The organism is Shewanella sp. SACH (genome assembly GCF_001887095.2).
Classification (GTDB): domain Bacteria; phylum Pseudomonadota; class Gammaproteobacteria; order Enterobacterales; family Shewanellaceae; genus Shewanella; species Shewanella baltica.
Window position 1 is genome coordinate 806028 of sequence record NZ_MPDG02000002.1, and the last position, 13634, is coordinate 819661.

10 protein-coding genes are annotated in these 13634 nt (G+C 47.5%); 8 read left to right on the plus strand and 2 right to left on the minus strand.

Annotated features, from left to right (window positions below; translation table 11 throughout):
- Positions 1-270 precede the first annotated feature (270 nt).
- The 7 genes from BM607_RS11440 (at position 271) to BM607_RS11470 (ending at position 10771) form a co-directional block, all read left to right on the plus strand.
- Positions 271-1509 (plus strand): efflux RND transporter periplasmic adaptor subunit, encoded by a 1239-nt coding sequence (locus tag BM607_RS11440; protein WP_071938369.1) that lies wholly within the window; start codon positions 271-273, stop codon positions 1507-1509.
- A 13-nt stretch (positions 1510-1522) separates the two neighbouring features.
- Positions 1523-4681, plus strand: coding sequence for a multidrug efflux RND transporter permease subunit (locus BM607_RS11445; protein WP_012089844.1), 3159 nt, complete (start codon positions 1523-1525; stop codon positions 4679-4681).
- Between the two features lie 132 nt (positions 4682-4813).
- Positions 4814-6118: an HD domain-containing phosphohydrolase gene (locus BM607_RS11450; protein WP_071938368.1), complete on the plus strand. Its 1305-nt coding sequence runs from the start codon at positions 4814-4816 to the stop codon at positions 6116-6118.
- Between the two features lie 245 nt (positions 6119-6363).
- Positions 6364-7041, plus strand: a complete 678-nt coding sequence (locus BM607_RS11455; protein ID WP_071938367.1) for a methylamine utilization protein — start codon at positions 6364-6366, stop codon at positions 7039-7041.
- Positions 7031-9337, plus strand: coding sequence for an EAL domain-containing protein (locus tag BM607_RS11460; RefSeq protein WP_071938366.1), 2307 nt, complete (start codon positions 7031-7033; stop codon positions 9335-9337). The genes BM607_RS11455 and BM607_RS11460 overlap by 11 nt, the downstream gene beginning before the upstream one ends.
- An 85-nt stretch (positions 9338-9422) precedes the next feature.
- Positions 9423-10298, plus strand: a complete 876-nt coding sequence (locus BM607_RS11465) for a DUF3034 family protein (RefSeq protein ID WP_071938764.1) — start codon at positions 9423-9425, stop codon at positions 10296-10298.
- Positions 10295-10771, plus strand: coding sequence for a group 1 truncated hemoglobin (locus BM607_RS11470; RefSeq protein ID WP_071938365.1), 477 nt, complete (start codon positions 10295-10297; stop codon positions 10769-10771). Before BM607_RS11465 ends, BM607_RS11470 begins: the two co-directional genes overlap by 4 nt.
- Positions 10772-10850: 79 nt before the next feature.
- Here BM607_RS11470 and BM607_RS11475 read toward each other — a convergent pair whose 3' ends face one another.
- Both BM607_RS11475 and BM607_RS11480 read right to left on the minus strand, forming a co-directional pair.
- Positions 10851-11324: an NYN domain-containing protein gene (locus BM607_RS11475; RefSeq protein ID WP_071938364.1), complete on the minus strand. Its 474-nt coding sequence runs from the start codon at positions 11322-11324 to the stop codon at positions 10851-10853.
- A 293-nt stretch (positions 11325-11617) separates the two neighbouring features.
- Positions 11618-12481, minus strand: coding sequence for a helix-turn-helix transcriptional regulator (locus BM607_RS11480; RefSeq protein WP_071938363.1), 864 nt, complete (start codon positions 12479-12481; stop codon positions 11618-11620).
- Positions 12482-12674: 193 nt separating this feature from the next.
- Here BM607_RS11480 and BM607_RS11485 point away from each other — a divergent pair, with 193 nt between their 5' ends.
- The gene (locus BM607_RS11485; protein WP_071938362.1) at positions 12675-13586 is read left to right on the plus strand and encodes an EamA family transporter; all 912 of its coding nucleotides are present in this window, start codon (positions 12675-12677) and stop codon (positions 13584-13586) included.
- Positions 13587-13634 lie beyond the last annotated feature (48 nt).

Sequence of the window (13634 nt, forward strand, 5' to 3'; positions counted from 1 at the left end):
GTTCAGCATTCAATCCGTGTCAGTCAGCGTTCGCCTCAATATTCATAAAAATGCTTTGAAGATCAAACTTGTGGCTTTCCGCCTAAGGGCGCATTGCAAAGTAAAGGTCAGTGCGCGCTTTTAATTTAATACCAATCGGTACATAAATTTGTTGACAGAGTCATTTTACGCTATATATTACCGTCCAGTACAGAATATTTTTTACCAGTCGGTATTTAAATGTGTGTGGTTCGAACAGCGTGACATGCCCGCCACTTTGAGGATAGTAATATGAAGAGCAATAAACCCTTACGAATAATGATGTTAACGGCTGTGGCCGCTTTCGTTCTTTCTGCTTGTGGTGAGCAAACAGCGCAGCAGGGGCCAGCACCAAGTGCGCCTATGGTGGATGTCGCCCAAGTATTGCATGAGCGAGTGACCGAATGGGACGAGTTTACCGGCCGTTTACAGGCGCCAGAAAGTGTCATCCTTATCCCGCGTGTATCTGGATATATCGACTCAGTGAATTTTAAAGAAGGCGCCTTAGTGAAAAAAGGCGACGTATTATTCCGCATCGATCCAAGTGTTTTTGAAGTGGAAGTGGCCCGGTTAAAAGCAGATCTTGCTAGCGCACTCTCTGCAGAGCAACTGGCCACAAATGACTTTGAACGAGCCCATAAATTGTTTGACCAAAAAGCGGTGTCTGCCGAGTTACTCGATACCCGTGAGTCAAACAAACGTCAGACCGCGGCTGCAGTGGCTTCGGTGAAAGCGGCCCTGATGCGCGCCGAGCTTGATTTAGCTTATACCCAAGTGCAAGCGCCGATTGATGGTCGCGTGTCCTACGCAAATGTCACCGCGGGCAATTATGTCACCGCAGGGCAGAGTGTGCTGACCAGCTTAGTCTCTACCGCCAGCATGTATGCCTATTTCGATGTGGATGAGCAAACCTATCTTAAATACGTGAAATTAACGGCCGAGAAGAAACGTAACGATCCCCGCGCTGGCGACAACCCTGTGTACATGGCCTTAGCCAATGAGCGTGATTATCAACATATCGGTATGGTCGACTTTGTTGATAATGCGATGGATAAACAGACCGGTACCATTCGCGTGAGAGCCTCTTTTGACAATGAAGACAATAGCTTATTGCCTGGCTTGTTTGCTCGTCTTCGCACCGCAGGTAGTGGCGCTTATGAAGGTATCTTGATTGACGATAAAGCCGTTGGCACAGATCTGAATAATAAGTTTGTGTTAGTGGTGGGCGCCGATGGTTTAGTTGAATATCGCGGCGTGACCTTAGGCGAAAAAGTCCAAGGACTGCGCATCGTTACCCAAGGTTTGATGGCCGAAGATAAGATCGTCGTCAACGGTATGCAGCGCGTGCGTCCTAAGATGCAAATTGATCCGCACATGGTTGAAATGGTCGACAGCGACAAGCTCGAAGCATTACGCCAAGCCCAGTTAATCCTAGATAAAAACCAAGATACTTTGACGGCGCAAGCGGTCGAAACGGCTAGCCGCGGTTAAGGAATAGAACACCATGTTATCGCAGTTTTTTATTAAAAGACCGATATTTGCAGCCGTACTCTCACTGCTGTTTTTTATCACAGGGGCGATTGCCGTTTGGCAACTACCGATCACTGAATACCCTGAAGTTGTGCCGCCCACCGTCGTGGTGACCGCTAACTACCCAGGCGCTAACCCTAAAGTGATTGCCGAAACCGTGGCTTCGCCACTGGAGCAGGAAATCAACGGCGTCGAAGACATGTTGTACATGTCATCGCAAGCGACGTCCGATGGACGCATGACCTTGACCATCACCTTTGCCATTGGCACTGATGTGGACAGGGCGCAAACCCAAGTGCAGAGCCGAGTCGATCGCGCTATGCCGCGTCTGCCGCAGGAAGTGCAACGCTTAGGCATAGTCACCGAAAAGTCATCGCCGGACCTCACCATGGTGGTGCATTTGCTGTCACCGGATAACCGTTATGACATGTTGTATTTGTCTAACTATGCGGCGCTGAACGTTAAAGATGAGCTCGCACGGATTAAAGGTGTGGGCGCGGTACGCTTGTTTGGCGCTGGGGAATACAGCCTGCGTATTTGGCTCGACCCGAATAAAGTCTCGGCGCTGGGTTTATCACCTGCGGACATTATTGCTGCCGTGCGTGAGCAAAACCAACAGGCGGCAGCGGGCAGTTTAGGTGCTCAACCAAGTGGTAGTGCTGACTTCCAACTCTTAATTAACGTAAAAGGTCGTTTAACTGAACTGTCTGAATTTGAAGATATCATCATCAAAGTCGGTCAAAACGGTGAAGTGAATCGTTTGAAGGATGTGGCTCGTATCGAGCTGGGTGCGACGAGTTATGCGTTGCGCTCACTGCTGGATAACAAAGATGCCGTGGCGATTCCAGTGTTCCAAGCATCGGGTTCAAATGCGATTCAGATTTCCGATGATGTGCGCGCCAAAATGGCTGAGCTGTCTAAAGGATTCCCCGAAGGATTAACGTACGAAATCGTTTATGACCCAACCGTGTTCGTGCGCGGCTCGATTGAGGCGGTGATGAAAACCTTGCTTGAAGCCGTGTTGCTGGTGGTGTTAGTGGTAGTGCTGTTCTTGCAAACGTGGCGCGCTTCAATTATTCCGCTGGTGGCTGTGCCTGTATCGTTAGTTGGTACCTTTGCCTTTATGCATTTGCTCGGCTTCTCACTTAACGCCCTGTCGCTGTTTGGACTCGTGCTCGCCATCGGGATTGTGGTGGACGATGCAATTGTGGTGGTCGAAAACGTCGAGCGTAATATTGCCGCTGGTTTAAGCCCTGTTGCGGCAACGCAAAAGGCGATGAAAGAAGTGACCGGCCCGATTGTGGCAACCACCTTGGTGCTGGCGGCGGTGTTTATTCCTACGGCGTTTATGAGTGGTTTAACTGGGCAGTTCTATAAACAGTTTGCCTTGACTATCACTATTTCGACCTTTATTTCGGCGATTAACTCACTCACTTTGAGTCCAGCATTATCCGCGTTATTGCTCAAGAGTCATGATGCGCCGAAGGATGGTTTAACCCGTCTAATGGACAAGTTGCTGGGTGGTTGGTTGTTCACGCCTTTTAACCGCTTATTTAGCCGTGCATCCGATGGCTATGGTTGGTTAGTGCGTAAAGTGATCCGTTTTGGCGGCATTATCGGCCTAGTGTATTTAGGCATGGTAGCGCTAACTGGCGTGCAATTTGCTCATACACCAACGGGTTATGTACCGGGTCAAGATAAACAGTATTTAGTGGCGTTTGCTCAGTTGCCCGATGCGGCATCCCTTGAACGTACCGATACCGTTATCAAAAAGATGTCTGAGATTGCCCTTAATCACCCAGGTGTGGCGCACTCTATTGCCTTCCCAGGCCTTAGCATCAACGGTTTTACTAATAGTCCTAACTCAGGCGTTGTGTTTGTCGCGCTTGATGATTTTGAATTGCGTAAGAGTCCAGAGCTGTCGGCGAATGCCATTGCTGGACAATTGAATAAAGAGTTTGCTGGTATTCAAGACGCATTTATTGCCATCTTCCCGCCGCCACCTGTGCAAGGCCTCGGTACTATAGGAGGGTTCCGTCTGCAAATACAAGACAGAGCCAACCTTGGTTATGAGGCCTTGTATCAGGTGACCCAACAAGTGATGTACAAGGCGTGGGCCGATCCTCAATTAGCCGGAATTTTCTCTAGCTATCAGGTGAACGTGCCACAACTTGAACTGGATATTGATCGAACTAAAGCGAAACAGCAGGCAGTGTCGCTCGATCAAATCTTCCAGACATTACAAACCTATATGGGCTCGACCTATGTCAACGATTTCAATCGTTTCGGTCGAACCTATCAGGTGAATATGCAAGCCGATGAGGCGTTCCGTCAAAGCCCGCAGCAGATAAGTCAGCTGAAGGTGCCAAATCTGAATGGTGATATGATCCCGTTAGGGTCGTTTATCAACGTCAGCCAAAGCTCAGGCCCAGACAGAGTGATGCACTATAACGGCTTTACGACCGCTGAAATCAACGGTGGCCCAGCAGCAGGTGTGAGTACCGGCCAAGCGCAGGCAGCGATTGAAAAAATCCTCGCCGAAACGTTGCCAAACGGTATGACCTACGAATGGACTGAGTTAACTTATCAGCAAATCTTAGCGGGCAATACGGGCTTGTTAGTCTTCCCGCTGGTGATCTTGCTGGTGTTCATGGTGCTCGCAGCCCAGTACGAGAGCTTAAGCTTGCCATTGGCGATTATCTTAATCATTCCAATGACCTTGCTCTCAGCCCTCAGTGGAGTATTAATTTACGGTGGCGACAACAATATCTTCACCCAAATTGGCCTGATAGTGCTGGTGGGACTCGCGACTAAGAATGCTATCTTGATTGTCGAGTTCGCCAAGGAGAAACAAGATCACGGTATGGCACCTATGGATGCGATATTAGAGGCAGCAAGATTACGTTTACGTCCTATCTTGATGACATCTATCGCCTTTATTATGGGAGTGGTGCCTATGGTATTCTCCACTGGCGCTGGCGCCGAGATGCGTCAAGCCATGGGCGTGGCAGTATTCGCCGGTATGATTGGTGTGACAGTGTTCGGCCTTATCCTAACGCCATTGTTCTACTACGCACTGGCAAAGCGAGGCAGTAAAAAAGTCGAAGAGCATAAAGAGCTAACCGTCAGTTAAGCTTGTTTCTCGCGATGGATAAATGCGTAAAAAAAGGCCTACATCAAGTAGGCCTTTTTTGTTTGTTCGCGGCGAAAATCATTAGCGTTGACTATAGTTTAATCAGAGTAAAAGGACGATTGGACAATTGTAATGGACACTTTTCAACCCCATGAACTAAAAGTGAAAATTGATGTAAGACATGCTTTATTAGCCGTAGCTAAAGCATTAGATTTTGTGGGCGTTGATGACTTACACCATGGGCACAGGGTCGCGTATATGGCCTATAAATGTGCCTCGGTGTTAAATTGGCCCGATGATAAGAAGCAGTTTGCCTATTTTGCTGGGCTAATTCATGACTGTGGTGTGTCCTCATCGGAGGAACATTTACGCCTACTCAAGCTGATGCAGCCAGAGGGTGCCAACTCCCATTGCGAACGTGGCTATCAAGCTTTAGTAAAGTGTCCACTATTGGATAAGTTTGCAGCCTCAGTGCGCTATCATCATACCCCATGGATAGAGAGTCAGAGCCTAGTGTTGTCAGCGTTTGAGCGAGATATTGCTGCACTGATTTTTCTGGCAGACCGTACAGACTTTTTACGCGCTCGATATACTCAAGGTTATCATGAGGAACTCATCACTTTGCATGAGAGCTTAGTGGCTGAAAATTTAAGGGTGCACAGTGGCAGTTTATTTGAACCGAATATGGTTGAGGCTATGTGCCAACTGGTTAATAAAGATGGTTTTTGGTACAGCATGGACGTCAATAGCATAGAGCAGATGGCCGTTGATTTTGAGATAAACCATTTTTATGACAAAGAATTAGATCTCGACGGTGTTATTCAGCTGGCAAGATTTCTCGCAAAAATAGTCGATGCCAAAAGTCCTTTTACTTTCCATCATTCCGATAAAGTGGCCTTGCTCGCAAAACTGGTTGCCCTCGATTGTGGCGTGCCAGCTCTCGATGCCGAGTTGTTATATGTCGCCGGTTTATTACACGATGTCGGCAAACTTAAAACCCCCGATGCGTTATTACACAAAGAAGGCAAGTTAACGAAAGAAGAATATTCCATCGTAAAACGCCACACAGTCGATACCGAAAACACCCTGAAATGTTTTTTCCCAAAATCAGTGATTGGTGAATGGGCTTCAAACCATCATGAACGTCTCGATGGTTCAGGTTATCCCTTTAGCAAGCGGCAGGAAGAGTTAGATTTACCATCACGAGTTTTGGCTATCGTCGATGTATTCCAAGCACTCACGCAGAAACGGCCTTATCGGGGCTCATTGAAACTGACAGAAGTCTTTGAAATTATGACTCCTATGGTTGAGCAAGGTAAGTTGGACTCGTATGTCTATGGTGTGTTGCAAGCTGATGCCGATAGTTTTTATCAGTTATCTACCCAAGAATATAATGAAACGGAAGTGCCAGCGTTGAGTCAGTATGGTTCGATTTAAACGTCGTGGTTATCCGTGCTTTAAATGTGTGTATGATGTTGTTTATCCATTATTTGTGGTCACTTTCGTGCGTAATGGCAGTTGGACGATTAGAATGATTACTGTTTTGGCGCTCTTCTATAGGTTCCAATGGAATATTCGATATATTAGTGATGTACAATGCTAGACGAATAAAAATAGTTTGTTTTACGCCGTACTCAGCTAAGGTACTTGTTGACCTTGCATCACTATGCCCGAGGTAACTGATGATCTTAAATCGCGCTTTATTTGCTCTAGTTCTGAGTGTTTCTGCCTCTCTGACGCCTCAAGTCATGGCCGCTGAGCTCAATATTAAGCTGGTGGATTTACAGCAGCAGGCGATTGCCGATACTGTCGTGGAGTTGATCCCGGCAGTGATGCCCGATAAGGCTATGCCTGTTGGACATTATGAAATGTCACAAAAAAATCGAACCTTTATCCCTTTTGTGTTGGCGGTCCCTAAGGGCGCCAAGGTGGATTTTCCTAACCTAGATCGCACTCGTCACCATGTGTATTCCTTTTCCGAGGCGAAACCTTTCGAACTTAAACTGTATGTGGGTCAAGCCGAAGCGCCGATTCAGTTCGATAAACCCGGCTTAGTCGCACTTGGCTGCAATATTCACGATTATATGCAGGCATTTATCTATGTGGCGGATAGCCCCATTGTCGCGGTGACGGACGAAAAAGGTGAGATCCAGTTTAAGGATCTTACGGCCGGTCAATATAAAGTCAAACTCTGGCATCCATGGCAGAAGGCGGCCTCCGAGCCGACTGAGCTAATGTTAACCACTGGCGCGAATCAACTCAGTTTGTCCTTAGACATTGAACGCCAAGCTAAACCGTCAGCCCCGCCGTCGGGATTTGGCCACTACGATGCTCAAGGCAAGCCATTACATGCTAAATAGTTTTCGCGCACGGCTGATTTTAGTTTTCTTTATTGTGCTGACTCTAGTGCAGTTTGCCACGGCATTTTCCGTATTGACGGCGACCGAAAGGGACAACTTTTTACAACAACAAAAAAGTTTAGATATTGGTGCCAATGTGTTTCTCGAAGTCCTTTCGAATCGCGGTATTCAGCTCAGCCAAAGTTTGTCCGTGCTCAGTGCCGATTTTGGTTTTAAGCGCGCGATTGCCACCGGCGAGCAAGAAACCATTGAGTCAGTGTTATCCAATCACGGCTCTCGTATCGGCGCCGACGCTGCAGTATTGTTGTCTCCAAAAGGAGAGCTCTTGACCTCGAGTCTACCCGGACTAACTCAGGATGACATTCAATCCTTATTCGATATGACCACCAGCAATAACAATGCTTTAGCTATCCTCAATTTTGATCATGCCAGCTATCAGTTTGTGTTGCAGCCCGTGAAGGCGCCGACCTTGATTGCTTGGGTCGGAATGGGGTTCCTATTGGATGAGAAAGTCGCCCAACAAGCTAAAGCCATTACCGGTATCGATGTCAGCTTTGTCAATCAAGCCACAGGTCGCACCGAAATCGCGTCAACCTTATCCGACGATGAAAAACGCAGTGTGGTAGAGCAGGCGAGCCTATTCCCCAGCCTACTGAAAATGCCCAGTGAGAATATTCCCGTGGATTATCTGTCCATGGCGATCAAACTTTATGATCATAACGGCAGCCAATTAGCCCTACTGCATCAGTCAAACCTTAAGTGGCAGCAAAGTTATCAGCATCTACGCAATAATATGTTACTGATTTTTGCCTTGACCTTAGCGCTGGCGATTGTGATTGCAATTTGGTTGTCGGGCAGTTTGACTGAGCCCGTTCATCAACTGGTGACCTATGCCCGTAAAATTGGTCAAGGTAAGCAGCCTGGCAATATTCAAGGTGCGCCAGCAGAACTGCGGGTGTTGGCCAAAAGTTTGTCCTTGATGCGCGACGATATTGAAGCGCGGGAAAAGGATTTAGTCTATCAATCCCGCCACGACAGTTTGACGGGATTGCTCAATCGTTTTGCGGCAAAACAGCATTTAGCGGATCTTAAAAATGAGCTATCCGGCGCTATGGTATTGCTGGATATTAAACATTTTCGCCATATCAACGACATTATCGGTTTTGCTAACGCCGATACTTTGTTGCTGCTTTTTGCCCGTCGCTTAGAGCAATTAGCCCCCACTCCAGATTTACTCGCGCGATTAGACGGCGACTCATTTTTACTCCTGTATAGTCAAGGTATTCGTCCCGAGCACTTGCTGAAATCATTGGATATGTTGGAGTCGCCATTTCCAATCCAAGGCTCAAATATCTCTCTTACCGTGCGGGCGGGATTACTTGAAATCGATGGCAACGGTGCCGATATCGATGTGTTAGTGCGCCGCGCCGAAATTGCCCTCAATCAAGCCTGTCTCGAGGAGCAACGCATCGTCAGTTATCGTCAGGGCGCCGATGAGAAATACCAGCGTGAGCTGACTATTATCCGCGATTTACCCATAGGTTTGGCGCAAAACCAACTCTATCTCGTGTTTCAACCTAAGGTGGATTTACACTTAAATCAGTGTACTGGCGCCGAGGCACTGATCCGTTGGCAGCATCCAACCTTAGGGTTTATTCCGCCCGATGAGTTTATTCAACTCGCAGAAAACTCTGGCAACATTGACATAGTCAGCCAATGGGTGTTGAAGCAGGCGATTAAACAATTAGTCGCATGGCAGCAGCGGGGTATGCTGCTAAAACTGGCCATTAACCTGTCGGCCCATGATTTAGTCGATACCCGCTTGCCGAATCAAATTGCTAGTTTATTAAAAGATAATAATCTGCCAAGCGGCGCACTCTGTATTGAAGTCACCGAAGGTGCTGTGATGAAAGATGCACAGACTGTGGTGAGCGTATTGCAGCGATTCCGTGACATGGGTGTATCCGTCGCCATCGATGACTTTGGCACAGGGCATTCATCCTTAGCTTATTTGAAAATTTTGCCCGTCAATGAAGTGAAGATTGATCGTAGCTTTATCAAAGACATGCTCACGAATAGCCAAGATGTGATGATAGTGAACACGAGTATTCAGTTGATCCACGGCCTAGGTTTTACCGTCGTGGCCGAAGGGGTTGAGGAACCAGAAGGCGTTGAAATCCTGCGTAACCTCAATTGCGACATCATCCAAGGCTATGTGTTTTCAAAACCCTTAAAAGCGGCTGAATTTGATCTGTGGTTCGAAGCGTTTAACCATACAAATCCCTCTGACGCATAAGTTAATTTGCCCAAGAAAGCGCACAAAAGGCGTTAGACTTAGGCGTCTTCGAAAGAATAAAGCGGAGTAGCGAGTGAACATTGCCATGAATGCATTGAAGTTGAATTCATTAGCTTGGAATTATGTGAAGGCTTTGCCTTGCCTGTGTTTACTGTTGGGCACAGTTCCTGCTCCTGCGCTTGCCGAAGGTAGCCGTGTGGTTGCGACTGGCGGCGGGACGACGATTGAGGGCAGTGCTGGCGGTGGCATAGTGCCGTGGGCGGTGATCAACGGTTATGGCAGTAGCGATGAATGGTCCGCTACGGCGATGGCGACAGGCGTTTATGTCGATGACTTTACGCTGAAAGTGATTGGCGCTTCATTGAGTTTTGATAATCGATTCGAGCTCAGCGTTGCACGGCAAACCTTTGATTTAGATACTATGGGCGGCGAGTTAGGCCAAGATATCTTTGGGGTAAAATACAAGCTTGCCGGCGAGTTACTTTATACGGCTATGCCGCAAATCACCTTAGGTGCCCAGTATAAAAGAGTCGATGACTTTGCGCTTCCTCAGGCGGTTGGGGCGCGCTCTGATTGGGGGTTAGATGTGTATATTGCTGCCAGCAAAGTATTTTTCGATGCGGTGGCGGGGCGCAATTTATTACTTAATGGTACCGTGCGCGCGACCAAGGCGAATCAAACGGGTTTATTGGGTTTTGGTACCCAAGCCAGTAATGATTACCAGTTTGTGCTCGAAGCGTCTGTGGCGGTATTGCTGACGGATAATGTGGCGCTGGGTATCGAATATCGCCAGAAACCCAATGAGTTAGCTTTTGCCCGTGAAGATGATTGGCAGGATGTGTTTTTAGCTTGGTTTATCAATAAGCATCTTTCCGTGGTCACGGCTTATGCGAATTTAGGCAGTATTGCGGGTTTTGCCGATCAGCAAGGTTGGTATGTGTCGGTGGAGGGAACACTATGAGTCGTTTATTGCTGAAGCTATTACCTGTCGCCGCTTTGCTTTTTTTCACTGGCTGCGCAGTGCAAACGGCGGAATCATCGGCGCCACAGGTTAACTCAAATAATGACACCTCAAGCCCGCAAACCTTATACCAAGCGCTAGGTGGTGAAGTCGGTTTATCGGCTATTGTCGATGGCTTACTTGCCCGCATAGCAACCGATCCACGCATAGTGCATCACTTCCAAGAGACGGATATCGCGTTATTTCGTGAGCGCGCCATTGAGCATTTTTGTCTGGTTGCTGATGGCGGTTGTGTGTATCACGGTGAAAATATGTCACTGAGTCATCAAGGGTTGAATATTACTCAGGCGGATTTTGATGCCTTAGTCGGCCATTTAATTGAATCGATGAAGGAGCAACACATACCATTATCGACCCGCAATGCCCTCCTAAAACGTCTCGCACCTATGTATTCGGACATTACCTATCATTAGATGTGTTGTCACTTTGATGGCTAAAATAGTGAATTTAAGATGCTGCTGTCGTGATCGATAGCAGCATTTTTTATGGGTGCTAGAGCAAGAGCGCTTCATCGATGGGGTGAAATTGAGACGCTGCATCCCTTAAGGATTTAGCCGTCAGGGTAGGGACGCCATAGACTTGGGTTTCAACGCCATATTTTTGATGGATTTTTTGCAGTAATAAATCGAAATCGCCATCACCAGACAATAAGATCACAGTATCGACTTCACTCGCCGCTTCCATAATATCGATAGTGATCCCCACATCCCAGTCGCCTTTGGCCGAGCCATCGCTGCGCTGAATAAAAGGTTTTAACTTCACCTCAAAACCTATGTGCTTTAACGCGTCCTGGAATTTTAACTGCCCATCGTCCCCCTTGTGGATGGCATAAGCCATGGCCAACGCTATGTCGCCTTCGTAACCTAAGTGTTGCCATAATTTACGGTAATTAAATTGGCGGCCATAGGCTTCACGGCAGGTGTAATAGATGTTTTGTACATCCACAAATAAAGCGATTTTCTTCACAGAGTACTCACGTCAGTAGCGGCTAAGGGATGACTATAACACAGACTGGTGTGGCGGTTTTGAAAGGCGCGAAAGTGTGAACTTTACTAAGTCATTTCCAGCGCGAGCCTGTTCTCTGTACTTACATTTTACGCTCATAATGCCAATGAACCGTTTGATTTATCAGCATTGCGACTTCATATACTACTGAAAAATAATTCCTTTAATGCCGAGTTTAACCAGCGCGCCTAAACGCAGGCTGTGGGCAAAGATTAACGCAGGATTGAATCGAGCAGGGAAATCGTTTGAGTACCTTAGCGGCCTTGATGATGTTTTTGATATTCGCCCGGTGACATGCCGCTGAGTTTTTTAAAGTAACGGCCCATATGGCTTTGATTGGCAAAGCCATTATTGAGGGCGATATCGGTCAAGGATTGCGTTGAATGACTCAAGCTTTGTTTGACCTTTTCGATGCGCACTTGCAGCAAATACTCCTGCGGCGTCATCGCAAATTGGCATTTAAACATGCGGCAAAAATGGTACTCGCTAAGCTGGGCAATCTCGGCCAGTTCAGACAAGTAAATCTGCCGATGTGAATGGCAATAAATGAACTCTTTGATCGCTTTAGCAACTTTAGGTGCTAGCCCGCCCTTGATTGGCCCCACCGACAAATTAAAGCCGGAACTTTGCAGTAACGTCACCAGCACAGTGTCTGTTACCTGTTCCATTATTAGATGGTTATCACTGGTCTGCCAATTGAGCCCGGCAACTTGATGCCGAAATAGCGCCTCTAACCTCGGATTGTCGACAAAGGTCAGCTCAGGTAAACGCACTTGGCGTGGATCTTTATCAAAGACTCGCACGGCCAATTTCTTCAGATGTTCATCGCTAAAATACAAATGCATAAACTGCTGCGGTTGTCCCAGTTGCCAATGGCTTTGGCAGCCTTGGGGCATAAGGCAAAACTTGCTGGGCGCGCCATAGTCGGCTTTGATATCGGTTCTGTGGGTTTCGTATCCGCCATCCAGATACATGCTCAGCGTGTGTTGTGTGTCGTTTTGGTAATACAAACGCTCGCCCGCATTTTGATAATGGGCCCAAGATAAATCCTCCGTAATCACTTGTTGGCGAAGACAGGTTTTAGCAGATTTATCAAAACTGGTGTATTTGGGCTCCATGGGGTCCTTGTTATCTCACAGGCTAAGTGTTTTGTCTGTCCAAATTATCGCACTTATTAACGCGGCTCAACGTTCGCTCGCGATTAAAACCGCAATATCGTGTTATGACCCACAAGATGGTGACATAAGGACGAAAGCCATCGCTGTATAGTCCGCCTCATTAAGTATTTTATGAAGGTGAGGGGGACTCATTATGGCTGCTGTGATGTATTTGCTGATGATTTTTGTGTGGGGTTTTTCGTGGATTGCCATTAAGTGGCAGCACGGTGAGGTGGCGACGGAAGTCTCGATTTTTTATCGCTTCGCGATAGCGAGCCTGTTGATGTTCGCCATCGGCTTTGCCTTTAACAAGCTGCAAGCGGTAAAGCTTAGGCAGCATCCTTGGTTTGCACTGCAAGGCGTGTGTCTATTTTGTTTGAATTTTATCGCGTTTTATACTGCAACCCATTATATAGCCAGCGGTTTAACGGCGGTGATTATGGCCACTGCGCCCATTTTTAATGCGATACATGGCCGCATTTTTTACGGCACGCCCACTACCCGCAACTTTTGGTTAGGAGTCAGTATCGGTCTGGGGGGCATTATCTTACTCTTTGGTGCCGATTTGCTCGCGACTCAGTGGTCACAAACCTTAGTGTTGGGCTTACTGTTTTCGCTGCTAGGTACGTGGTTTTTCTCGATTGGCAATATGATCAGCATGCGTAACTCGCGCGATAATGTGTCGCCTTTTACCTCGACAGCATATGCCATGTGCTACGGCAGTGCGGCGTTACTGCTGATCATCTGGTTTAAAGGTTTAAGCTTTAGTTTACCGCTAACAACGAGTTATCTTGGCAGCTTGTTCTACTTAGCCGTTATCGCCTCTGTGATTGGCTTTACCGCTTATTTGATCTTGGTTGAGCGAATTGGCGCTAACGCAGCGGCGTATCTGTTGGTGATAACCCCTGTGGTGGCGCTTAGTGTATCGAGTGTGTTTGAGGATTATCACTGGACTTGGTATTCAAGTGTGGGACTCTTGCTGGTCGCGCTCGGTAACATGTTAACGCGCCGCCAACGACCGCTTGCTTGGTTTAGGTCTTCTACCACGCCAGCGCTGAAAGCCTAACGTCGCAGCTAGCGTCATGATGCACATGAGGAAAGGCTCGATTCGACG

Bases quoted from the DNA above. Each gene is read 5' to 3' on its own strand.
- BM607_RS11440 (WP_071938369.1), top strand. From the start codon at position 271: ATGAAGAGCAATAAACCCTTACGAATAATGATGTTAACGGCTGTGGCC.
- BM607_RS11445 (WP_012089844.1), top strand. From the start codon at position 1,523: ATGTTATCGCAGTTTTTTATTAAAAGACCGATATTTGCAGCCGTACTC.
- BM607_RS11450 (WP_071938368.1), top strand. From the start codon at position 4,814: ATGGACACTTTTCAACCCCATGAACTAAAAGTGAAAATTGATGTAAGA.
- BM607_RS11455 (WP_071938367.1), top strand. From the start codon at position 6,364: ATGATCTTAAATCGCGCTTTATTTGCTCTAGTTCTGAGTGTTTCTGCC.
- BM607_RS11460 (WP_071938366.1), top strand. From the start codon at position 7,031: ATGCTAAATAGTTTTCGCGCACGGCTGATTTTAGTTTTCTTTATTGTG.
- BM607_RS11465 (WP_071938764.1), top strand. From the start codon at position 9,423: ATGAATGCATTGAAGTTGAATTCATTAGCTTGGAATTATGTGAAGGCT.
- BM607_RS11470 (WP_071938365.1), top strand. From the start codon at position 10,295: ATGAGTCGTTTATTGCTGAAGCTATTACCTGTCGCCGCTTTGCTTTTT.
- BM607_RS11480 (WP_071938363.1), bottom strand. From the start codon at position 12,481: ATGGAGCCCAAATACACCAGTTTTGATAAATCTGCTAAAACCTGTCTT.
- BM607_RS11485 (WP_071938362.1), top strand. From the start codon at position 12,675: ATGGCTGCTGTGATGTATTTGCTGATGATTTTTGTGTGGGGTTTTTCG.